11 protein-coding genes are annotated in these 23,804 nt (G+C 65.5%); 8 read left to right on the forward strand and 3 right to left on the reverse strand.

Going from position 1 to position 23,804, the window contains the following annotated elements; all coding sequences use genetic code 11:
* Nucleotides 1–14: 14 nt before the first annotated feature.
* The 3 genes from MRBLSP13_RS00485 to MRBLSP13_RS00495 all read right to left on the reverse strand — a co-directional run bounded on the left by MRBLSP13_RS00485 (nucleotide 15) and on the right by MRBLSP13_RS00495 (nucleotide 3,764).
* Complete coding sequence (locus MRBLSP13_RS00485; RefSeq protein ID WP_013053883.1) at nucleotides 15–257, reverse strand: hypothetical protein; 243 nt, start codon at nucleotides 255–257, stop codon at nucleotides 15–17.
* Between the two features lie 24 nt (nucleotides 258–281).
* The gene (locus tag MRBLSP13_RS00490) at nucleotides 282–1,205 is read right to left on the reverse strand and encodes a formylglycine-generating enzyme family protein (protein WP_363752042.1); all 924 of its coding nucleotides are present in this window, start codon (nucleotides 1,203–1,205) and stop codon (nucleotides 282–284) included.
* Between the two features lie 129 nt (nucleotides 1,206–1,334).
* Complete coding sequence (locus MRBLSP13_RS00495; protein ID WP_363752045.1) at nucleotides 1,335–3,764, reverse strand: TonB-dependent receptor; 2,430 nt, start codon at nucleotides 3,762–3,764, stop codon at nucleotides 1,335–1,337.
* 444 nt (nucleotides 3,765–4,208) lie between these two features.
* On the opposite strand from MRBLSP13_RS00495, the gene MRBLSP13_RS00500 reads away from it, so the two are divergent.
* From MRBLSP13_RS00500 to MRBLSP13_RS00535, 8 genes are all read left to right on the forward strand, one after another.
* Nucleotides 4,209–7,277: a CHAT domain-containing protein gene (locus MRBLSP13_RS00500; protein WP_414714685.1), complete on the forward strand. Its 3,069-nt coding sequence runs from the start codon at nucleotides 4,209–4,211 to the stop codon at nucleotides 7,275–7,277.
* Between the two features lie 5 nt (nucleotides 7,278–7,282).
* Nucleotides 7,283–9,322, forward strand: coding sequence for an adenylate/guanylate cyclase domain-containing protein (locus MRBLSP13_RS00505; RefSeq protein ID WP_363736007.1), 2,040 nt, complete (start codon nucleotides 7,283–7,285; stop codon nucleotides 9,320–9,322).
* The gene (locus tag MRBLSP13_RS00510) at nucleotides 9,309–10,058 is read left to right on the forward strand and encodes a hypothetical protein (protein WP_363736008.1); all 750 of its coding nucleotides are present in this window, start codon (nucleotides 9,309–9,311) and stop codon (nucleotides 10,056–10,058) included. Before MRBLSP13_RS00505 ends, MRBLSP13_RS00510 begins: the two co-directional genes overlap by 14 nt.
* A gap of 151 nt (nucleotides 10,059–10,209) precedes the next feature.
* Nucleotides 10,210–12,006: a ShlB/FhaC/HecB family hemolysin secretion/activation protein gene (locus MRBLSP13_RS00515; protein WP_363736009.1), complete on the forward strand. Its 1,797-nt coding sequence runs from the start codon at nucleotides 10,210–10,212 to the stop codon at nucleotides 12,004–12,006.
* Complete coding sequence (locus tag MRBLSP13_RS00520; protein WP_363752050.1) at nucleotides 12,006–18,503, forward strand: beta strand repeat-containing protein; 6,498 nt, start codon at nucleotides 12,006–12,008, stop codon at nucleotides 18,501–18,503. Before MRBLSP13_RS00515 ends, MRBLSP13_RS00520 begins: the two co-directional genes overlap by 1 nt.
* Before the next feature lie 111 nt (nucleotides 18,504–18,614).
* A complete protein-coding gene (locus tag MRBLSP13_RS00525) occupies nucleotides 18,615–20,003 on the forward strand; it encodes a multiheme c-type cytochrome (RefSeq protein ID WP_363736011.1) in 1,389 nt (462 codons plus the stop codon).
* Nucleotides 20,000–21,973 (forward strand): heme-binding protein, encoded by a 1,974-nt coding sequence (locus MRBLSP13_RS00530; protein ID WP_363752053.1) that lies wholly within the window; start codon nucleotides 20,000–20,002, stop codon nucleotides 21,971–21,973. Before MRBLSP13_RS00525 ends, MRBLSP13_RS00530 begins: the two co-directional genes overlap by 4 nt.
* A gap of 3 nt (nucleotides 21,974–21,976) precedes the next feature.
* Nucleotides 21,977–23,800 (forward strand): hypothetical protein, encoded by a 1,824-nt coding sequence (locus MRBLSP13_RS00535; protein ID WP_363736013.1) that lies wholly within the window; start codon nucleotides 21,977–21,979, stop codon nucleotides 23,798–23,800.
* The last annotated feature ends 4 nt before the right edge of the window (nucleotides 23,801–23,804 follow it).

The raw sequence follows: 23,804 nt of genomic DNA on the forward strand, positions 1-23,804 counted from the left end.
GATCCGCCGCGATCTCAGTGCACTTCCGCCCTCAGCCGTTCGACCAGCTTTTCGATCTCCCATGGCTCCAACACCCAGGTCCGTGTCTTGCGGCCTTCGCGATGAACTGGCTGGGTCAGCAGGATGCGCGCCTGTTCCTTCGCATGGGGCTTGAAGATCGCAAAATGCTGGGCGCAATCGCGGATCGTGCCGATGATCGGCGCCTTTCCGTCGAGGTCGATCATGGTGGCGGGCTGGTCCCAGGGCATGTTGAGCATGATAGATTTCCGTTTGTTTGATAGTCAGCGCTGCGGATCGCGGACGATGCAGCGAAAGCCGATATGGCTGGTCGAACTGTCCACCGCCTGCGGGTGGCGTGCGGCAGGGCGATAGCGCTGGCAATAGCTGGGCGCACACAGATGGGATCCCCCCTTCAACACCTTTCGCGGGATAGGCACGTCGGGATTGGCGGGATCGAGGCTTTCGCGCTTCGTGCCGCCCCGCGGGTTCGCGGGAACGCAGCAGCTTCCCTTCGTCTTGCGCGCGATCCTGGGCTGGGCATACCAGTCGGCCGTCCATTCCCAGACATTGCCGATCATATCGTAAAGGCCATAGCCATTGGGCGCATAGCTGCGCACTGGCGAGGTCCGTTCATAGCCGTCCTCCAGCAGATTGCTGCAGGGAAACAGGCCCTGCCAGTAATTGGCCTGGCAAATGCCACCAGGCGCGAGTTCATCGCCCCAGGCATAATCCGCGCCGTCCAGCCCGCCGCGCGCCGCAAATTCCCATTCCGCCTCGGTCGGCAACGCCTTGCCCGCCCATCGGGCATAGGCATCGGCGTCCTCAAAGACGACATGAACCACAGGATGATCCCAAAGATCGTCCAGATTGCTGTCGGGACCGTGGGGATGACGCCAGTCCGTGCCGAAGCTGAAATGCCACCATTGGCTGACATCGTTCAGATCGACCGGCATGGCGGTGCGCTGAAACAGCAATGACCCGGCGCGCGCCATTTCGGGTGGCATGCCGGGATAATCCTTCGGGTCTGGCGGGGTTTCCGCAAAGGTGCGGTAACCCGTCGCGTCGACAAATTCCGCGAATTGCCGGTTGGTGACGGGCGTCTCATCGATCCAGAAGCCGTCCACGCGTACCTGCCGAACGGGCGCTTCCTCCGGGTAGAAGCGGTCCGAACCCATCGCGAAGAGGCCGCCATCGATAAAGCGCATGGCTGTGGCGATTGCGTTCCCGGTCTCGATCATTCGCCGACCATAGCGGCGGAGAGAACGGCTGTATCGCTCAAAATAAGGACGCCGAAAGCCGCTCTGGCCTTCGGCGTCCCGATCACAGGCGTCTTTTTAGAAGTCCTTGCGGACAGTCACGCCGATCTTGCGCGGTGTGCCGATATTGTAACCCAACCGGCCCCGGCCGCCGCGCTCGCGGTCCAACGAATACAGCGCATTCTCGTCGAACAGGTTGTTCACATAGAGGGTGACCGAAAGGCCGCTGTCCCAACTGACGCCGGTCGACAGGTTGACCAGATTATAGGCGCCCAATCTGTAGGAACCGAAGTTGAAGGCGCCAGTGCCGTAGGCGCCGGTTGCTGGATCATAATAGATGGAATTGGCGAAGCTGCCCGCACCCGGTTCCTGATCGGCAAGCTGGGTGTAGCGATCGCCCACATGCTGGACACTGGCGGTGAAAGACCAATCGGTTTCCGCCGCGATCTCCGCGGTATAGGTTGCCGCTGCCGCCATCTGGAACTTCGGCACGGTGGGCAGGCGGTTGCCCTTGCGGATGCCGGCGATGATCGCGCCGCCTGCGTCAGTGACATTGCTGTCGATCTTCGAGTCGATATAGCTGCCGCTGAGCGACAGATCGAAATTGGGGGAAATGCGGGCGCTCAGTTCCGCTTCCAGGCCCGCCGTATGGGCCTTCGGCACGTTGAAGAGGACGCGCGAGGAACAGCTTCCCGCATCCGCCGTGACCTGCAGGTTCTTGATGTCGTTGTAGAAGAGGGCGGCGTTGAACGTGATGCCTCGGCCTGACGCCTTGACCCCGGCCTCATAGTTCCAAAGCGTCTCGTCCTCGAAAGTCGGACGGTTGCCATAGGTCGCCGCATCCGGCCCGGTGGCGCCGCCGCTGCAGAGCGGCAGGTTCAGCGGATCGTTGACCCCGCCCAGGCGGAAACCCTTGGACGCCTGCACGTTGAAGGTCAGGTCGCGATTGGCTTCATAGCTGGCGATGAGACGGGGGGAGAAGCCGGTCGAACCGGTCTTGTCGCCCACGCGGTCGTCGCCGTTGGAAAAGAGACCACCTGTCTTGAAATCGCGCGTCTCCTTGAAATCATAATAGCGACCGCCCGCCGTCAGCTTGAACTGGCCAAGCTTGTAGCTTGCCTCGCCAAATGCGGCATATTGCTTGATGATGTAAGGAATGTCGGCGTTATAGGGCGAATCGAGCGGGAAGCCATTGGCTGCCCCGGCCGAAGTGCCCGCACCCAGTGTCGCGTCGACAATGGCGTCATAGCCCGGCGTCGGCAAGCGCTGTTCATAGGTGCGGTCGACATGGCTGTAGAAGCCGCCCAGCACCCATTGGAACGGCCCTCCGCCGGTCGAGGCAAGGCGCAGTTCCTGCGTCCATTGCTTGAGCCTGGTCGTGTCCCTCAGATTGGATGGGAGATTGGCGAGAGCAGGCGCCACGCCCAGGGACATCACGAAAGGCGTGACCGACACCGACCCGGTCAACGCGGACGCATCACGGCTGACCAGAATGTCGCGGTGAATATAGGTGGTGATCGAGGTCAGCGCGATGTCCGACCCCATGTCGATATTGGCCGTCAGGTCAGCGAGCGTGGTCTTGTCGCGGAATTCCTCGCGCAGCTTCAGATATTGAGTGCGTTCCGGGAAGACGTCCGACGGGCTGATCAGCGGGTTATAATAGAGGTGATAGCTGTCCTCCCGGTTGAAGCCGTTTGTCCTGATATCCTGATAGATGATGCGCGGCGTCACCTTGATGCCCGGCGCGGGTTCCCACAGCAGGCTGAGACGTCCGCCATAGCGTCGGCCGTCATTGATATTCTTGCCCGCGGCCGGGCCGATGGCGTCGATGAAGCCCGCATAATGTTCGGCATAGCCCACGGCCCGGATTGCCGCCGTCTCGCCCAGGGGCAGGTTGATCGCGCCCTTGCCCGAATAACCGACATCGCCACCCTTCAGGACATTGGCGCCGCCTTCGACCGTGCCCTCGGTCTGGCCGAGTTTCGGCTGCTTGGTGATGTAGCGGACGGTGCCGCCTTCCGAACCGGATCCGAACAGCGTGCCCTGCGGTCCGCGCAGCGTTTCCACCCGGTCGAGGTCGAACAGATCGAAATCGGGCGTGAACAGCGACATGGAGATCACGGACTCGTCCAGATAGACGCCAACCTGTTCCTTGACGCCCGGCTGGTCGCGAACGACCTGGCCGGCGGATACGCCGCGCACGGAGACCTGGCTCTGCCCCGGCCCTAGATTCTGGACCGTCAGGCCGGCAACGCTGCGCGATACGTCTTCGATGGAGGTGGCGCCCATGCGCTGCATGGCTTCGGCGGTCTGCGCATTGATGGAGAAGGGCACATTCTGGATAGATTCGTTGCGTTTCGTGGCAGTAACGATAATCTCGTTACCCGACCAATCAGAGGAATTGTCCGTTTCTTGCGAAAAAGCGGCGGTAGAAATGCTCGACAGTGCCAGAACAAGGCATGAGGCCGATAAACGCAATATGTTTTCGTGGCGCGGAAATCCCGTCATCTCATCCTCCCTTTTAACAAACTGACTATTATAATTATGTTTATTGACTGATATGGGCCTGCGTCCATTTCAGGAATACTATTCAAAACCTAATCTAGATCAGCCCCATCACAGGATGCAATAAAAATTGCGCAAGAGAGATCGATTCTTACGCGACTGTTACCTCCCTGCCTCACCTTCCAGTAGGAGGAACTGGAACGGGCCGCTTCCAAGTGCCTTTCACCTTGCGGCGCGGCATCGGGCGGCGTTATGACGACCCGATCAAGCAGCAACGGCCATTAGATCGCCGTTTGAGCTTTTTACCGCGATTTCCTGACCGGCGATCATTCCGATCGCTTGGAAATCGCTCTAGGGGGCCCTGCACGGACATATCCGGCAAGGTTTGGGGGACAGGTCTTGGGCATATTGGGGAAGCTGGTTGGCGGTGCTGCCGGATGGGCTGCATTGAGTCTGTCCGTGACGGCGCATGCTCAGGCGACGGGCGACCGGCTATTGCTGAGCGACAGCTTTCGCATCGGCAGCGAGGGCGGCGCCCTGTGCCAGGCGCAGAGCGCGTCGGGCGATCCCTCCGCGCGGACGATGTTCGATCGCGCGTGGACGCTGGTGTGCCGGGATGCAGCTAGTCCAGTAGGTCAGATTTTCGCGCTGCGAAACGGGTCGGACGATGCTGGTGAGGCATTGCTGGATCGGCTTGCAGCCTCCCGCAAGGGGGCGGTCGAATGCGGTGCGCCCGGCGGCGTCAATATACCCGGAATTGGCGCTGCGCTCATGCGCAATTGTACCGGCGCAGTCGGCCCCTATCGCATATTGACCGTCGAGCGCGGCAAGACGGTCTATGTCGCGCAGGGCTATGCAGCCTATGCAAGCGCTCTTGACCTTGGGCTCCGCTCGGTCATTTCAGGGCGGATCGTGCCGGGTAAGCTCGATATCGCGACGGTGGGTGCGAACGGCGCCGGCTATGCCCGTTTGCAGGCAGCGACGCTGGATCCGCAAACGGTGCTTGCTGAAGGCTACAGGCGCAATGCGTCGGGCAATTATGCCGAAGCGGCGGAGTTCTTCGACAGCCTGACGGACCGGCTCGCGCGCGATCCCGATACGGCGAAGCTGACTCCGACCGAGCGGGCGAACCGGGCGCATGAATATCTGGTCAACCGGGGCCTTCAATTGTCCAACCTGGGTCTGTTCGATCAGGCGGACACGGCCTTCGCGGATGCGCGCGGCATTGCCACCGCCGATGCCGTGCAGATCCGGCTGCGCCGCAATTTCGAGGCGATGCATCACATCAACCGGCAGGACATAGCGGGCGCGCTCGCGATACTCGATCGCCCCATGACCGCCGGCGCGACTGCCTCGACTGACGGCGATGACGCGGTTTCCCTGCCGCCGGAGCTGGCTGCGGAAATGAGCAGCGGGGCGTCGCAGGCACGGGCTCTGGGAGTGCGGCAGGACAACAGGCTGACCCCGGCCGAGCGGGCGGCGATCCTGGACGCGCAGGCGCAGCAATTGCGGGGCACGATCCTGCGCCTGTCGGGCCAGCCGGGGCCGGCGCGGGATGTGCTGACAAGAGCGCTGGCCAGCGCCGTCGCGATCCGTGACGGGCGCGTCACGTCGATCACCCGCCTGCGCGCCCAGCTTCTGGGAGAGATCGCCCTGACCTATGAAGCGCAGGGGGATTATGGGCAGGCGGAGCGTCAACTGAACGAGGCGCTGGCATTGCTGGGCGCGCAATATCCTGAAACCATAGCATTGAACGGCGCACGAGCGCGGCTGGGCGCATTCCTGATCCGGCGGGGTCGCAATGAGGACGCGCTGAAGATTTATCGCGGCATCGTCGCCTCCGCCATGGAGAACCGCGCTGCGCTGACCGGCATGGCGAACCAGCTTCAGCCCTATTTCAGTCTGTTGGCGCAGGAAATTCCCACGCGACCTGAACTGACCGCCGATCTGTTCGCGGCGTCGCAGATGCTGATGCGCCCCGGCGCGGCCGATACGCTGGAGCAACTGAGCCGCGAGCTGTCCGCCGGTGACGGAGAGGCAGCGCGGCTTTTCCGCCAGTCGGTGTCCCTGTCGCGCGACATAGAGCGCGGGCGGATCGCCCTGGCGCAATTGCGGCAGGCGGCCGAGGGGCAGGGCGCCTTGTTGCCCGACGTCGCGCAGGCGCAGGCCGACATTGACCAGCTTGCCGCCGATCAGGCCAGTACGCTGGCAGCATTGGCGGCCTATCCCCAATATCGTGCGCTGAGTCCGCAGGGGCTGACGCTGGCCGAAATGCAGGCGACGCTGAAACCGGGCGAGGGCTATTACAAGCTGGCGCAACTGGGCGACGCGCTTTACGCCCTCTGGATCGATGCCGACGGCGCGACCGGATATCGGCTGGTGGCCAGCGCGACCGATGTGGCGCGCAAGGTGACGGCGCTGCGCGAGACGATCTCCATCGATCTCAATGGCGCGCAGACCACCTACGCGCTGGACGTTCCGGTGGCGCGCAGCCTCTATCTCGACCTGTTCGGACCGGTGGAGCAGCGGTTGAAGCCGCTACGGCACCTGATCTTCGAGCCCGATGGCGCGATGCTGCAACTGCCGGTCAATCTGCTGATCGCCGGTCAGGCGGGCGTGGACGCCTATGAGGCGCGTATCGCCCAAGGGGGCGACGAGTTCGATTTTCGCGGCATTGACTGGCTGGGCCGCGACCATGCGGTCAGCACGGCCCTGTCGGCGAGAGCCTTTCGCGACGCCCGGGCGGCGGCGCCCTCCAGCGCGACGCAGAGCTATATCGGCTTTGGCGACAATGCGCCGCTTGCCGGGCCGGTGCTGGCGGCCTCCAGCCGGGGCGCATTGTCCAGCGGGTCCACGGCCGATTGCGGCTGGTCGCCCTTGCAATGGAACCGTCCCATCCCCGCCACGGAGTTGCGGGAAGCGGCGCGGGCCATTGGCGGGCAGGGCAGCGAACTGATTACGGGCACTGCCTTCACGGACGAAGCGGTGATGGCGCGGAGTGACCTCGATCGCTTTCGCATCCTGCATTTCGCCACCCATGGGCTCGTGACGCCGCCGCATCCGGGATGCCCGGCGCGCCCGGCCCTGCTCACCAGCTTCGCGCCGGACCGGAAATCGGACGGCCTGTTGCAGTTCAGCGAGATTTTCGACCTGCGGCTGAATGCTGACCTGGTCGTTTTGTCCGCCTGCGACACGGCGGGCGCGGCCGGTGTGGAGACAACGCGGGCGGCGGGACTTTCGGGCGGCGGCGGCGCACTGGACGGGCTGGTGCGCGCCTTCATCGGTGCGGGAAGCCGCGCCGTCATCGCCAGCCACTGGCCCGCGCCAGAGGATTATCATGCGACCGAGCGGCTCATGGCCGGCCTGTTTGCCGCCGGGGCGGACCAGCCCATGGCCGAGGCGTTGCAGGCCGCACAGATCAGGCTGATGGATGATGCGGAAACCTCCCATCCCTTCTACTGGTCCGGTTTCGCCATCATCGGCGACGGCGCGCGTCCACTGATCGCGCGCCGCTGATCATCATGCCGATGCGGGGCCTGCTGCGCCGCGGCGCGCGACTGGTGCGGGAGACGGGACGCTGGCGCCTGGCAGCGACGGGGGCGCTTTTGCTGCTGGCGCTGTTCCTGGCCGGGTGGGACTGGAACCGTCCCCTGGGCGGCGGAAGGGCGCGAGAAGTCCTGACCGCCGATGCGGAGAGAGGCCTGTACGACTGGCGAGCCGCGACTTTCGCGCCCCGCGTGGCGCAGGACCAGCGCATCCTGATGCTGGTCTATGACGACCAGACCCTGATCGCCACGCGCAAGCGGTCGCCGCTCGACCGGGGCCTGCTGGCGCGGGCGCTTCGGAACATCGATGCCATGGGGGCAAAGTCGATCGGGATCGACATCCTGTTCGACCAGCCGCAGGACGAGGATGGCGAACTGCTCTCCACCCTCCACGCCATGCGCACGCCGGTCTGGCTCGGCTACGCCAATCTGGGCGACAATCAGGAACAGATCATCTTCGAGCAGCAGCAATATCTTGATCGCTTCATCGGCGAGGCGCGGACGGCCAGGGTCCGTCCCGCCAGTATCCGGCTGGAAACCGATGCGGACAATGTGGTACGAAGCTGGCCCGTTCCGACGCCAGGACAGCCCCCCTTGCTGACGCTGGCGATGCAGCCTTCCGCATCCTTTCGCGACTATCGCGGCGCGATCCGCTTCCGCCTGCCGATCAGGCAGGCCGACGGGTCGGAGGAGCCGGTGATTCCCAGTCTCCAGATCGATACCCTGGCCGATCCCGCCATGGCCCCGGCGCTCGCCGCCATGGTGCGCGGGCGGCACGTGCTGATCGGCGGTGATATCGTCGATATCGACCAGTTCGAAACGCCATTATCGGGGCGGCAGGCACGTTCGACCATGATCGGGCTTGAAGTGCACGCGACGATGCTGGCGCAATTGCTCGACGGCGCACGCCTGGCCGCAGTGCCGGAGGGGTGGCGCTGGTTCGCGGCGCTGCTGGTCGTCTGCGCGGCGGGCTTGACCAGCCTGGCGGAATTGCGATGGTTCGCGCTGGTGCCGGCGCTGGTCGTACAGGCCGGGGCGATTGCGGGCGTACCCCTCTGGCTTCAGGCACGGGGATGGGACACCAAGGGACTGCCGGCGGTCGGATGGGTGCTGGGCTGGGTGCTGGCCTTCACGGCCATCGGCGTGGCGGCGCGGGCCGTGACCTCTCAGCAGCGGCGCTTCGCGCAGGCGGCGCTGGGCAAATATCTGCCCCGCGACATCGCCGCGCAGATATTGGCGGAGCCGGAGAAGCTGGCGCTGCACGGCGAAAAGCGGTTGATCTTCACCCTGTTCACCGACCTGGAGGGCTTCACCAAGCTCAGCCACGCCATTGCGCCAGAAATGGTCGCCCAGTTGCTCAATCGCTATCTCGACATGTTGAGCGATGTGGTGCTGGCCCATGGCGGAACCATCGACAAGTTCGTTGGCGATGCGGTGGTCGCCTTCTGGGGGGCGCCCATTGCCCGGCCGGACGACGGACGCAACGCCGCGCTTGCTGCCTACGCCATGTGGCGGGCGGGGGAAGCGTTCCGTCGTGACCTGCCCCCCGGCGTGCCACCGATCGGGCGGACCCGCGTCGGATTGCATCATGGCGAAGCGATCGTCGGCAATTTCGGCGGCGAAGGGCGCATCCAATATACCGCGCTCGGCGACAGCATGAATACGGCATCACGGCTGGAGGCGGCAAACAAGGCGCTGGAAACGAACGTCCTGGCAAGCCGGGAAGCGATGTTGCTGTCGGGGCTGGACTGGTGGCGTCCGATGGGGCGGGTGCGACTGCGCGGCCGATCGACCCCGGTCGACCTGTTCGAGCCGGCGCCGGACTTTCCCGCCGGAGAACGCGCGGCACTGGCGCAGATATTGGCGGTATTCGATGGCGAGGATGCCGACGCGCAGAACGCTGCGCGGCAACGTCTCAAAATGATGGTTAACCATCATCCGGACGATGCGGCCATCGCCAATCTGCTATATCGTTATGAGCATATCGGGGAAGGAAGTAGCTATGGTCTGGGGTAAGCTTGCCGCGCGCGGCGCATTGGCCGGATATGTCGTTGCGGGGCTGGGCGGGCAGGCCGCAGCGGAGACCATGGTGGTGCGCGCCACCGGACCCTCGGCCGCGACCTACAAGCCGGGCAGCAAACTGGGCGATGGCGGATCGCTCACGCTGAAAGCGGGCGATGTGGTGACGCTGCTGGATGCGAAGGGCACGCGGACGCTGCGTGGGCCCGGCAGCTTCAACGTCGCCGCCGCCGCCAGTGCGGCACCCGCCAATAATGTGATGCTCTCCGCCCTGCTGGATACCAAGCGGGTGCGGCGCGCCAGAACCGGGGCAGTACGCGGCACCATTGGCGAAACGCCGGCCGCTCCACCACGCCGACCCAATCTCTGGATGGTCGATGTCGCGCAATCCGGAACGCTTTGCGTTGCCGATCCCGCCGCGGTGCGCCTGTGGCGTGCGGATCCGGCCAAATCGGGAACGGTACGCGTCATCGGCGATGGCGTGCAGGCGACGGCAAGCTTCGCCGCCGGCGAATCAGTGACTGGCTGGCCGGTCGCCGTGCCAGTCCGTGACGGTGCCGCCTATCGCCTGAGCGACGGATCGCGTGCAGCCGATGTTCGCTTCGCACTGGTCAGCCCGGAAACGGCGGGGCTGGACGGCATCGCATCCAGCCTGATCGCGCGCCAATGCACGGCGCAGCTCGACCTGCTGGTGGACACGGCGGCGCTGTCCAACGGGGCCGCGCGGAATTGATTGTCGGGACGCGCCGGCGCTGTTAACCGGCGGTCAGTCGCGGGGAAAGGGTGATGGGCAAAAGCCCGCGCCTGAAGACAGGGAGTGAGGCAGCCCTAAGGGAAAGGCTGCCTTGGACCGTTTGGGGACAGATATGGGGAACAAGGGGCACATGCGGGCTTCCGCCTTGAGCGGATCGGCGGCGGCGCTGGCGCTGGTGCTGCCGATCGTCTTGCCTGTGGCGGCGGCGGCACAGGTCGCGCCACGCGCTCCGACGCGCGAGGAACTGACACGCGGGCAGTTGACGGACGAAGCGGCGACTCGGGGCAGCCGCCTCACCGTGGTCGGCGGCGTCGAACGCGCGCCATGCCCCTTGGCCGATCCCCGCTATGCGAGCGTTCAGGTCAATTTCGCCGATGTCCGTTTCGAGGGACTGCGCATAGTCGATCCGGCCGCGCTGGAGGATAGCTGGCGCGAATTTGCCGGGCGCGAAGTGCCCATAGCGACCTTGTGCGAAGTGCGCGACCGGGCCGCAACCATGCTGCGGCAGATGGGCTATCTGGCGGCCGTGCAGGTTCCGCCCCAGCGCATAGAGAAGGGTGGGACCGTCCGCTTCGACATTTTCATGGCCCGTCTGGTGGCGGTGGAGGTGCGCGGCGACGCGGGCAACAGCGAAAGGCTGATCGCCGCCCATATGGAAGTGTTGAAGGGTCAGCCGGTCTTCAACGTGCGCGACGCGGAACGGCATCTGCTGCTGGCCCGCGACCTGCCAGGCTATGATGTTCGCCTCGCCCTGCGCCCCGCCGGTACGGCGCCGGGGGAAGTGGTGGGCGAGGTGCAGGTGGTGCGCCAGCGCGTTCAACTGGACGTCAATGTCCAGAATTACGGCAGCAACGCTGTCGGCCGCTTCGGCGGGCTGGCGCGGGTGCGCTTCAACGACATGACCGGGCTGGGCGACAGCACATTGTTCAGCATCTTCAACACCGCTCAACCGAGCGAACAGACGGTGCTGCAGGTCGGGCACAGCATGGCACTTGGCAGCGATGGGCTGCGCCTGTCGGGCGACCTCACTTACGCTTGGAGCAAGCCGGGAATCCGCGGCGTCCCGCTGTCATCGGAAACCATGATAGCCACGGCGGGGCTCGCCTATCCGCTGGTGCGGCGTCAGGCGCGCACCCTGCTTGCGACGGGCGGCCTGGAGGTCGTCAACCAGGATCTGCGTTTCGGCACCGCCACCCCCAAGATACCGCTGTCCCGCGACCGGCTGCGCGTGCTGTTCCTGCGGCTGGAGGGGGAATTGATCGATCCCGAGAGCATCGTCAGCACGATCGGCTATTCCGGCGTGGAGCCTCGCTGGCGGCTGGGCGGGATGGCCGAGCTGCGCCAGGGGATCGAGGGGCTGGGCGCGAGCGAAACGTGCGGCGCGGCATTCGTCAACTGCGCCTTCCCCAGAACGCCGATCAGCCAGTTGGACGGCGATCCTTCAGCCTTCGTGCTGCGAGCGAGTGTCCAGGCGGAGTATCGGCCGCGCCCGGACCTGACCTTCGCATTGTCGCCCAGGGCGCAATATAGCCCTGACGTGTTGCTTTCCTATGAGCAGATGAGCGCTGGCAATTATACCGTTGGCCGCGGTTATGATCCCGGCGTCATCACCGGCGACAGTGGCCTGGGGATCGGAGCGGAACTGCGCTACGGGCGAATCACGCCACGGGAGCCAGGCGCGATCGCGCTCCAGCCCTTTCTTTTCTTCGATGCGGCCTGGATGTGGCATCACAGCGCCAATTTCGCCGGACTTGATCCGCAGAAACTCTATTCGGCGGGCGGCGGTCTGCGCGCGACATGGGACAATCATGCGCGGCTCGACCTGACGGTGGCGACGCCACTGCGCAAGGCGGGTTTCCAGACCGACAGGGGCGCTACGCGGCTGCTCCTTTCCCTGACCACGCAAATCCTGCCATGGAGGCGTTGATGAGGACGAAGCATGGCGCTTTCTCGCTCTGGACATTGCTGGGCCGCACCAGCGCGGTTGCACTCGCGGTCGGTCTGGGGGCCGGCGCCGCAGTGGGCCAGAAAGCGTTTCAAGGCAGCTATACGCCAAATCCCGACGTCTATATCTCGCAGGGCAGTTCCCCTGGAAACGATGCGATCTCGCTGAACTCGACACAAGCGGTCATTGACTGGACGCCCGATGATAGGGTGGCGGCCAGCGCCGGCACGATCGACTTCCTGCCTCAGGGCAGGACGGTCACATTCAGTTCTTTCAGCGACTTCACGGTTCTGAACCGCATCCTGCCTCTGGATGGCAATGGCCTGCCCGTATCGCGCGTGATCGCGCTCAACGGCACGGTGCAGAGCCAGATCATCGGCAGCCCGACCACCACCGGCGGATCAGTCTGGTTCTATGCGCCGGGCGGCATCATCGCGGGCGCCAATAGTGTCTTCAACGTCGGGTCGCTGGTCCTGACCACCAACGCGATCGACACAAGCAACGGACTTGACAGGAACAATATCCGTTTCGCGGGTCCGGCGGGCAGCACATCCTCGGTCGAACTGCTTCAGGGCGCTCAGGTCAACGCGCTTTCATCCGGCAGCTATGTGGCGCTGGTCGCGCCGCGCGTGGTGCAGGGCGGAACCGTCAACGTCAATGGTTCAGCCGCCTATGTCGCCGCGGAAGCCGCCGATATCAGGATCAACAACGGCCTGTTCGACATCGCGATCACGGCCGGCACCACCGATGCCAACGGCGTCGTCCACAGCGGCACGACAACCGGCCCGGCCTCGACCGGCGGTACGGATTTGCAGCGCGTCTTCATGGTCGCGGTGCCGAAGAACAATGCGCTGACCATGCTGCTGTCGGGCAATGTCGGCTATACTCCCGCAACGTCGGTGACACCGGACGGCAGCGCCATCGTCCTTTCGGCCGGGTCGGACATCGTCCATGACGCCGGCGGTAACCTGATCGTGATGCGCAATGCCACCGCGACGGCCGCCGCAGGTTTCAGCATCGGGTCAGGCGACTGGCAAAACGACGTGACCGGCGCGGCGACCGGCGACATCGTCATCCGCCCTGCCACGGCCACTCATTTCCTGGGCAATGTCGCGCTTTCCGCCGAACGCAGCATCACCCTGCAGGCCGACCAGTCCGGCACGATCACCGTCGACCGCGACATGAACCTGAAAGCCGGCAACGGGGGCACAGGCGGGCGCATCGACCTGCTGGCCTTCGGCGGCAGCGGCGCGCCCTCCACCAACGGACAGATCGGCGTTACCGGCACGCTGTATCTGGATGCCAGCGCGGATGGCGAAGCGGGCGTCAGTTCGGTACCCCTGGTCGGCGGCGACGCCAATGGCGGCGTCATCAATCTGATCGCCACGGGCGGATCGATCACCGCCGCCAGCCTGACGGCAAATGCGGTGGGCTATGCGGGTTATGGCAGCGACAGGTCCGGCAACGCGACAGGCGGATCGATCACCCTCTCAGCACTGACCGCTGCCGGGCCTTCCGGCACGGAAGGGGGGAGCCTGGGCTTCGGCAGCACCACGCTCGACGCCTCGGCGGGAACGGCGTTCCAGGTGTCGGTGCCGCCGGTGGACGGCGGCAATGCCGTTGGCGGCAGCATCGCGATCAACGGCACGTCCGGCGCCTTCATACAGGGTGGCCTGGATCTGGGCACCGTTCGGGCCACAGCGCAGGCGACAGGCGGCATCGCGAGCACGGGCGCGGCGGGCAGCGCGACGGGCGGCGATATCCGGGTCGCCATATCCGCGGGCAGGCACGATTGGACAAGCTTCTTCGCTGACGTCAGCACCGCGCCGGGCTATGCGACGGACAGCGGCAGCTATGGCGCGGCGATCCCCGGCGCAACCGGCATCGACATCGACGTGGGCGGCACGGGCAGCCTGAATATCCTCACATCCGTTTCGCTCTACGCCGATGCGACGGCCTATGGCGGAGGGGCGTCGGGCGGCACGCTGCGGGGCGGGCGGATCAACATTTCGGCGCATGATGGCGGCGGCCTCGCGATCGCGCAGGACCTGTTCGCCACTGCTGACGCCTTCGGCTTTGCCGCCTTTGCGGGATCGACCTTCCTGACGCCGCGCACTGCCGACGCCCTTGGCGGAAGCATCACCATCGGCGCTGCGGGCGGCAGTTTCAGCGCGGCAGGACTCTATGCCAGCGCGGGAGGCTTTGCCGGCGATGCGCCCGGCCTGGCGGGCAGCGGGACGGGCGGGGACGTGACCCTGTTCGCCAGTGCATCGAGCGGGCAGCGAGGCAGCTTCTCGCTCAGCGACTGCCCCAGCTATTCGTGCCGCATCTCCGCCAATGGCGGGGGCGCATCGGGCGCGGATGGATCGAACGGCACGGGCGGATCGGTCCTGCTCTACGCCAGCGATGGCGACTTTTCGGCGCTGGGCGACATGACGCTGCAAGCCAATGGCGTCGGCAGCAGCGCAGCTTCGGATGGTGTCGCGGGTCGCGGCGGCGACGGGCTGGGCGGCAGCATCCTTGTGGAAAACCGGGTAGGCTCGGCAGGTGACGGCGCTTTGCGCTTCGGCAACCTCTACCTGTCGGCGGAGGGTGCATCGGCGCCCCCGATCGATGGCATAACGTTCAACGGTGGCGATGCCGGCAATGGCACTGGCGGCACGATCAACGTCAACATATTGGCGGGCAGCCTGACGGCCGATCTAGTGGATGCGAGAGCGAACGGCTCTGGCGGCGCCGCCGGCGAAAACTGCCTTATATGCGAGGGCGGCGGCACAACGTCCTTCCGTGCAGGCAACGGGCAGGGCGGCACGGCAGATTTCCTTATCACGGGCGGCGGTGCCACTCTCGGCACGCTGCTGCTGAGCGCGCAGGGCACCGGCGGGGAGGCGGACGGTGCGAACAGTCCATCATCAGCCGCGGCGATCGCGGGGGCGGGCCTTGGCGGCAACGCTGCGCTGCAATCGCGCGGCGGGACGCTGGGACTGACAACACTTACCATCGATGCGGGCGGCACCGGCGGCATGGGCTATCCGGTCTTTCAGGCGGACGGCGCGGATGGCGGAACCGGCACGGGCGGTACTGCCGGGTTGCTGTTGGCTGCGGGAAGCAGTGGGGCCGTCACGATCACGGGCGCGACTATCGTCCGCGCAACGGGCAAGGGTGGCGATGGCGCGGAAACAGGCGCCGACGGCGCCGGATTTTATCGCGCCGGCGCAGGCGGTCTTGGCACGGGCGGGACGGCGGACGTGACGCTAGCGGGTGGCGTGCTGACCGCGCCGTCGCTGCTGATCTCGGCGGAGGGCATGGGCGGCGCTGGCGGCAATAATGGCAGCGACGGACCCGGCGCGGCGGCCGGCGACGGGCTGGGCGGTACAGCAGCTTTTTCCTATCTGAACGAAGGCCATGCCATTGGCACTGTCACCGTCGATGCCGACGGGATTGGCGGTCAGGCGGGTAATAGCGGCTTCAGCAGCTTCGACAATAATGGCAGCCCGATTTTCTTCTACGGCACTACGGGCGGCGGTGCGGGTGGCCGGGGAACGGGCGGCAGCGCCGCGATGCTCATCGACGTCGATCCCCTTTTCGCGAACCTGACGGTCAGTGCCGACGGCATCGGCAGCATGGGCGGCGGTGGCGGGACCGGCGGCGCGGGTGGCGTCGGAATGGGCGGCGCCGCGACACTCGGCCTCTCATTCGGCGCGACGACAGTGAGCGGGACGCTGCGCGTCACCGCTGCCGGTCTGGGCGGTACAGGCGGCACGGGCTATGATGGCAGCGGCGGGCGCGGCGGCGATGCATTCGGTGGAAGCGCGTCGCTGGGCCTGACCGGACCCTCGACCCTGCTGGATGCCGGCGACATCGGCGTGCTGGCGGAAGCGATCGGCGGGGCAGGCGGCCAAAGCGGCGTGCGCAGCGGCGCGGGTCTTTTGGGGGCCGACGGCGGCAATGCGACCGGCGGCGCGGCCTTATTCGCGCTTGGCTCCGGCGCGACGGCGACAACCGGATTGGCGCTGCGCATCAGCGGCGATGCGACGGGCGGCGATGGCGCCCTTGGCACGGCCGGGCCGGTCGGCGGCAATGGCGGAGCGGGCGGCAATGGCCTGGCTGGCTCGGCGACATTACGGATTGCGGATGCGCGCATTGTGCTGGGCAGCGCCTTGCCTCAAATGCCCGCTTACAGCATCACTTCAAATGGCCAGGGCGGGCTCGGCGCCGATGGCAGCGTGGGTAGCAATGCGGGCCTGTCCGGCGGTCTGGGCGGCAACGGTGGAAACGGCACGGGCGGCCTTGCGGCGTTCGATTCCAGCAATGGCGATTATGTGCTCGGCGGCATGACCTTGCGCGCGGACGGACAGGGGGGACTGGGCGGAATCGGCGGCAAAGCGCCGGGCGGCGCTTCTGCCGGGGGCGTCACCGGTCTGGGCAGCGGCGGCACCGCCAGCTTCGCCAATCGTGACAGCGGCTTGCTGTCACCAGGCGCGCAGCGGTTGATCGACGCATTGTTGATGAGCGCGAGTGGAGACGCGAGCGGTCTCGTCAGCCTGACCGACGGCAGCACGGCCACCAATGGTGGACTGAGGGTCACTGGATCGGTCCGGCTTTCCAGTCTCGGCATCCCGACCGCCGGCTTTTCGGGCGTTTCCGTGGGCGCAACCAACGTTGTGCGGATCGGTGGCAATGCCGACCTCGTGAGCGACGGGCCACTCTCCTTCGCTTTCGCTGGGGCTGGCGATATCATGGTGACCGGTGCGCTGACGGGCGTGTCGGGAACAGGCATCGATTTCAACCATGTCGGGCGGCCGCAGGGCAGCGACAGCATTTTTGCGGACAGCATCCTTTTCACCGCGCCGGGCAACATCACCATGTCCTCGGCGGGCAGTCTGCGCGCGGTCAACAATCTGACGATCCTCAGCGCGGCGGGCAATATCAATCTCGCCGCCGGCAGCGTGCTGACCGCTGGCGGAAATCTGACGCTGTCCGCGCAGGGGATCAACGCCGCCAGCCTGGTTGCTGGCGGTCAGAGCCTGTTGGATGCGGGCGCCGGCAGCCTGGTGGTGGACGATATCGCATCGGCGGGTGCGATCACGGCGAGTGGCGGCGCGGTCAGCCTGGGCGCGACGGGCGGCATGACGATAGCGCAGGCGACGGCATCGACAGGAGCGCTGCTGCTGAATGCGGGCGGCGCTCTGTCCATCGCCGATGCCAGTGCTGCAACCGGCATGACCCTCTCCGGCGGATCGATCAATGCGACCAGACTTTCGGCCGGAGATTCGCTGACGGCCACGGCTGCTAGTTCGGCAATTTTCGGCGATGTGATATCGCTGGCGGGCGACATCCTGTTGAATGGCGGGGGCCTGCTGACGCTGACCGGTTCCGCATCTGCCCGGACGATTACGATCGGATCGCGCGACATTGTCCTGGGCGGTTCGGCCCAGCTCGGCAGCGTGAACGGAACGAGCCAAGTCATCTTCAATGCCATCAACCTGCAGCAGCCGGCCTATATTGGCGGGAATGACGTCGCCGGAACCTACAGCCTGTCAGCGGCGGAACTGGCGCGGGTAACGGCGACGCAGATCGCCTTCAATGCCCCGGCGCGCGGCGTTGCGGGATCGCCGGACATCATCGTGCAGGACCTGACACTGGCCGCGGCCAATCTGGCGAGCGGCGGGATGCTGACGATCGGCACCAGCGGGCATCTGCGCGTCCAGGGCGCGGTGCGGCTGACCGGGCGATCAGGGCAAGGAGGGCTGGCCCTCACGGCAGGCCGACGGCTGGAAATCATAGCCGGCGCCGGCCTGATCGACATCAGCGACGGCAATGGCGCACTGGGCGGCGTGCTGACGCTCGACAGCCCAATCATCATGGCGGCATCTCTTTCGGCCATAGCGGACATCGGTTCCACAGGATCGATCACCGCCAGGGATTTGCGCCTGGCGCAGAATGACGGACCGGTCGACGATGCCGGCATCCTGCGTGCAGGAACAATCCGGGCCAATGCGTCCCAGGCCTTCTTCATCCAGAATAGTGGCCTCTCCGTAGCGATCCCGGACCGGCGTGGCTTCACGGCCAATAATCTGGTGATCGGTTCCCAGGGTCCGGCTTTGCAGATCGCCATCAATGGGCGGCTGGCCCTCTCGACGGGGGTGTTCGCGCAGGGCCTGGAAACGATCCCGCTGGTCGCCGTCAACGGCGGCTATGCCTTGGGATCGAGGATCAACGGTTGCCTCATCGGCAGCCCCGCTGCCTGCACCAGCGTCAGCTTCGACAGCCGCGACACATGGAACGGCGTGCTGGACCCTTCGGTATCGGTCAGCCGCATCTTCACCCTGTCCCTGATCGAACTGCGCGACATCGTCACACAGGGCTATCCGCCCCTGATTGACGAACCTGTGACAGGCGCGGGCAATGAGGATCTTTGGGAACGCTCCTGCGGTGGACCTGACGAAGCGGGCTGCGGGGACGGTGGTGCGCACTGATCGGGCGGCGCGGGCAAAACGTGATTGAAACAACGGGTTGATCCCGTAGAGAGAAATGCGCGGCTGACGCAGGGGAAACTGCCCGAATCAGCCTGCACGGGGGCGTGACAAATGAGGGGCAAGGTCGGGGTGATAGGCAGGTCCTTGGGCGGGATGGCGCTGGGCGCCATGCTGCTGGGATGGCTGCTGCTGTCCGCTCTGCCGGGTGCAGGTTCGGGTGTGGCGGATGCCGCGTCGGCTGTTCGCACCTATACTGGCGTCGCTTCCTGCGCCGGTTCCACCTGCCACGGCCGGATGGAAGGCGACGGCAAGGTCGTACGCCAGGATGAACTTATGCGCTGGCAGGAGCCTTCGACGCCGGGCGGCGCCCATAGCCGCGCCTTCGCGGTGCTGAACGGCACGCGGGGGCGACAGATCGCAGTGACGCTGGGACTGGGCGACCCATCCTCTGCGCCCGCGTGCCTTGGCTGCCACTCCACGCCGGCCGCAGCGCGCGGCACGCGTTTTCTGGCGCAGGACGGCGTCGGCTGCGAGGCGTGCCATGGCGCGGCAGGCGGCTGGATCGCGTCCCATTATGCGGTGGGCGCAAGCCATGCCGCCAATGTCGCAGCCGGCATGACCCCACTCGACCAGCCGGAGACGAGGGCATCGGTCTGCCTCGACTGTCATTTCGGCAGTGCACGGGACGGTCAGTTCGTGACGCATCGGATCATGGCGGCAGGCCATCCACGCATCTCCTTTGAGCTCGACCTCTTCTCATCGATGCAGGCGCATCATGATGAAGATGCCGATTACGCACGACGCAAGGGGCGGACTGACAGCCTGAAGCTCTGGGCCGTGGGGCAGGCGATGGCGGTGGAACGCGCCCTGGCCCTCTATGCCGGTTCACGGGGCACGGAGGGGACTTTCCCCGAATTCTACTTTTTCGATTGCCAGAGCTGTCACCGCCGCATCTATGACCAGGCGGAACGCAGCAAGACCTGGGAAGCCAATCCGGGCCGCCCGATCCCGGCAGGCATGCCCCCCTTCAATGATGAGAACATGATCCTGCTGTCCGCGGCGGCGCGCGTGGCAGCGCCGGGACTTGCGGGGCGTTTCGACGCCGACAGCCGATCGTTCCACGCGGCAATCGCGCGGGATCGCCCTGCGGCGATAGCTGCCGCTGGCAAACTGGCAGGCAGCGCGCGGGCCCTGGCCGATGCCTTTGCCGCTGGGGGAATGCGGGGCGACATGGCCTTCGCCATCGTGCGCGAGATTGCGGGCAGCGCCATATCGCCGCGCTTCACCGATTATGAAGGATCCGTGCAGGCCGTCATGGCGATCGATACATTGCTCAACAGCCTGGTGAAATCCGGACGCGTCACCGTGGGCGCGGCGGCGGGGATCAGGGCGGACGTCAACCGCGCCTATACCGCGGTCAAGGAACCGAACAGCTATCGCCCCGGAGATTTCCGTGCATCTCTTGGCAGCGCGGCGCGCGGTATCGGGGCGCTGCAATGAGGGGCAGGCTCCACCGGTTGAGCGCACTGGCCGCTAGCGCGGTACTGGTTCTTGCCTCCTGCGGCGGCGGTGGAGGAGGGGGTGGCAGCGGCGGCGGTACGTCGACGCCTGCGCCAACGCCGACACCGTCCAGCTTCTACGCAGCGCCTGCGCAGGAGTCGCTTACGATAGCGGATGTCGAAACCGTGGTGGCGCATGCCGTTGCGGAGGCGAAGGCGCGCAATCTGCCCGCCGTGGTCGCCGTGACCGACCGGGTGGGCAATGTGCTCGCGATATTCCACATGGCGGGGGCACGCGCCAGTGCCATCACCAGCGCGGCGCCCAATGGTGATAATATCGACGCGCAGAACCTGACCGTTCCCGCCGAGGCCGGCGCCATCGCCAAGGCGATCACCGGCGCCTATCTGTCGAGCGGCGGCAACGCCTTTTCCACCCGCACGGCGAGCATGATCGTCCAGCAGCATTTCCCGCCGGCACCGACCACCGCCGGGCTGGAAAGCGGGCCGCTGTTCGGGGTGCAGTTCAGCCAGTTGCCCTGTTCCGACCTGTCGGCGCGCTTTGTCTCGTCCGGCTCACAGGCGATGATCGGGCCGAAGCGCTCTCCATTGGGGCTGGCAGCCGATCCAGGGGGCTTTCCGCTCTACAAGAATGGCGCGGTGGTTGGCGGCATCGGCGTCATGGCGGACGGGGTCTATGGCTCCGACAGCAATGTCCTTGATGATGATAATGATCCTGAGGAATATGTCGCGCTGGCGGGAACCCTGGGGTTTGAGGCGCCTGAGGCTATCCGCGCCGATCGCATCACGGTGGACGGCACTTCGCTGCGCTATTCCGATGCAGCCTATTCCGGCCTGATCGCGACGGGTGCCGTGAGTTTTGCCGCGATCAACGGAAGTGAGGGTTCGCTGGTCACGGTGCGCGGCTATTATGGCGATCCGGCGCCTGCGATCCTGCCCGGCGTCGCCTATGGCACGGAGGCGTCTGGCATCCGGCCGGCGCGATCAGCCGAATTTTCCAATATGGACGCCTTCGTGCTGACGGACGGATCGGGCAATGACCGCTTCCCGATACGCGCCGGGACCGACGGTGGCGATGTGGCGCAGCCGCTCACTACGGCGGAAGTGACGGCGATCCTTGAAGAAGCCTTCGCCGTCATGAGCCGGGCCAGGGCGCAGATCCGCCAACCGCTGGACAGTCGGGCGCAGGTGACGATCAGCCTGGTCGATACGCGCGGGCAGGCGCTGGGGATCGTCCGATCGCCCGATGCGCCAATCTTCGGCACCGACGTCAGCCTGCAAAAGGCGCGCACGGCGGCTTTCTTCTCCGGTGCCCATGCGGCGGCAGACCTGTCGGCGAGCAGCAGCGCCGATGTCGCCGCCTTCGTCGGCAAGGCGCGGACGTTCCTCAACGATCCCTCCGCGCTGACCGGGCAGCATGCCTTTACCGATCGCGCCAATGGCAATCTTTCCCGACCCTATTTCCCCGATGGGGAGGTCGGGCGGCCGAACGGACCCTTCTCGCGTCCCATCGCGCAGTTCAATCCCTTCTCCACCGGCCTGCAATCTGCGCTGGTGGTGGGCGACCTTGCCGCACATCTCGCTTATATGACGGGCGCGAGCGCAACCGACACGCCCCAGCGCTGCTCGGCTGTCCCGACCGTGTCCAACCGGAACCGGGTGCAGAACGGCATTCAGATCTTTCCTGGTTCCGTACCCATTTATCGCGGCAATGTTCTGGTCGGCGGCATCGGCGTATCGGGCGACGGCATCGATCAGGACGACATGATCAGCTTTCTTGGCCTGCACAATGGCGGTGCGCGCGTCGGCGGGATCGGCAACGCGCCCGCCGCGATCCGCGCTGATCAGATCGTCGTCGATCTGGGCAATGCGACGGTGCGGCTGCGCTATGTAAGCTGTCCCTTTGCGCCGTTCCTTGGCAGCGCATCGCAAAATGTCTGCGCGGGGCTGTAGGGCATGGGTCTCGTCTCCCTCCTGCCCCTGTTCGCGCTGGCGCAGCCGGGCGAGCCGGTGCCACCGCCTCCGCCGGATAATTGGCAGGAGATACTGGACGCCGACGGCCAGTCCATAGAGGGTCGCCGTCGCCCCGGATATGAGCCGCCGTTGCCCGACGCGGTGACGCAGGACAACAAAGGCGCGGTCCGCGCGCCTCCGCCAGAGGCCTTTCCGACCGATCAGATTCCAATCCCGGACCGCTGGCGCCTGATAGAGAGCCTGGGCTTGGTGAAGGAACGCTGGTTCGACCCCTATAACCAGAACACACTCAAGGGCGATCGTCCCATCGACCGCGAAAAGGTGAAGTGGTTGCCGATCAAGGGCGACGACTGGTTCTTCGTCGCCAATGCGGTGAGCGATACGGTGCTGGAGCCGCGGTCCTTTCCAATCCCGGTCGGGGTGCAGACGACGGAGCGGCCGGGCAGCATCAATGTCTTCGGCAAGGATGCGAGCTACATTTTCAGCCAGACCTTCATCGGCGGCGTGGCCCTCATCAAGGGGGCGACCGCCTTCAAGCCGCCGGAGATCGAATATCGCCTGACACTGGCGCTCAACGTCAATCATGCCAACGTGCCTGAGCGTCGCGTGCTGTTCGTGCAGCCATCCAGGCCGTCCCATCGGACCGATCATTTTCTGGGCGTGCAGGAAGCTTTTGTCGACTATCACCTTGCCAACACGTCCGATCGCTACGACTTTCGGTCGTTGCGCGTCGGCATCCAGCCCTTTCAGTCGGATTTTCGCGGTTTCCTGTTCAATGACCAGCAACTGGGAATCCGTCTGTTCGGCAATCGCGACAATAACCGCTTCCAGTTCAATCTGGCCGCCTTTTGGCGATTGGAGAAGGACACCAACAGCGGCCTCAATTCGGTTGTGCAGTCACCGCGCCGGGACTGGATATTCCTGGCCAATCTCTATCGCCAGGACTTCCTGATCCCTGGCCTGACCAGCCAGATCACCGCCGTCTACAACATGAACCGCGAGAAGCGGGACATCGAGATCGACGATAACGGCTTTCCGGTCCGTCCGGCGCTGCTCGGCGACCTGCGCGGGCGGGAATATGATGTCGTCTATCTGGGGTATAATGCGGACGGACGGATCGGGCGGGTGAACCTGACGGGGTCGCTCTATGGCGCACTGGGAGAGGATCGCAACAGCTTCTTCACCTCGCGTCCCGCGCAGATCAGGGCGTTCTTCGCGGCGGCCGAAGCGAGCATCGACAAGGACTGGATGCGGTTCCGCATCTCGGGCCTGTACGCCAGCGGCGATGGTGACCCTCATGACAATCGCGAAAACGGGTTCGATGCGATTTTCGAAAACCCAGTCTTTGCGGGAGCCGACACCAGCTACTGGATCAGGCAGTCCATTCCCTTCGCCGGCGGCGGGCGCGTCATTGGAATCAACGGACGGAACGGAATCTTGAACTCCCTGCGCTCCTCGAAGGAACAGGGCCAGTCGAACTTCAACAATCCCGGCACCATCCTGCTCGGCGCCGGCGGCGACTTCGACCTGATGCCGGAACTTCGCCTGTCGGCCAACGCCAACCATCTATGGTTCCAGAATACGGCAACGCTCCAGGCGCTGCGCAATGAGGGCAGCATTCCCAGGTCCATCGGCTGGGATCTGTCGACCGCCGCGATCTGGCGACCCAAGGCGACGCAGAACGTCGTCTTCCGCCTGTCGGGTGCAACCCTGTTGCCCGGCGCGGGATTTCGCGACCTTTTCACCAACAGCGAGCGCAACCGAAACTATTATTCGGTGCTCGCAAATCTGATCCTGAGTTACTGATGCA

Origin of the sequence: Sphingobium sp. LSP13-1-1.1 (assembly GCF_040676415.1) — a bacterium.
Classification (GTDB): Bacteria; Pseudomonadota; Alphaproteobacteria; order Sphingomonadales; family Sphingomonadaceae; genus Sphingobium.

Coding starts and splice junctions, on each gene's coding strand:
- MRBLSP13_RS00525 (WP_363736011.1), top strand. CDS start 18,615: ATGAGGGGCAAGGTCGGGGTGATAGGCAGGTCCTTGGGCGGGATGGCG.
- MRBLSP13_RS00530 (WP_363752053.1), top strand. CDS start 20,000: ATGAGGGGCAGGCTCCACCGGTTGAGCGCACTGGCCGCTAGCGCGGTA.
- MRBLSP13_RS00490 (WP_363752042.1), bottom strand. CDS start 1,205: ATGCGCTTTATCGATGGCGGCCTCTTCGCGATGGGTTCGGACCGCTTC.
- MRBLSP13_RS00495 (WP_363752045.1), bottom strand. CDS start 3,764: ATGACGGGATTTCCGCGCCACGAAAACATATTGCGTTTATCGGCCTCA.
- MRBLSP13_RS00510 (WP_363736008.1), top strand. CDS start 9,309: ATGGTCTGGGGTAAGCTTGCCGCGCGCGGCGCATTGGCCGGATATGTC.
- MRBLSP13_RS00515 (WP_363736009.1), top strand. CDS start 10,210: ATGCGGGCTTCCGCCTTGAGCGGATCGGCGGCGGCGCTGGCGCTGGTG.
- MRBLSP13_RS00520 (WP_363752050.1), top strand. CDS start 12,006: ATGAGGACGAAGCATGGCGCTTTCTCGCTCTGGACATTGCTGGGCCGC.
- MRBLSP13_RS00485 (WP_013053883.1), bottom strand. CDS start 257: ATGCTCAACATGCCCTGGGACCAGCCCGCCACCATGATCGACCTCGAC.
- MRBLSP13_RS00535 (WP_363736013.1), top strand. CDS start 21,977: ATGGGTCTCGTCTCCCTCCTGCCCCTGTTCGCGCTGGCGCAGCCGGGC.
- MRBLSP13_RS00505 (WP_363736007.1), top strand. CDS start 7,283: ATGCCGATGCGGGGCCTGCTGCGCCGCGGCGCGCGACTGGTGCGGGAG.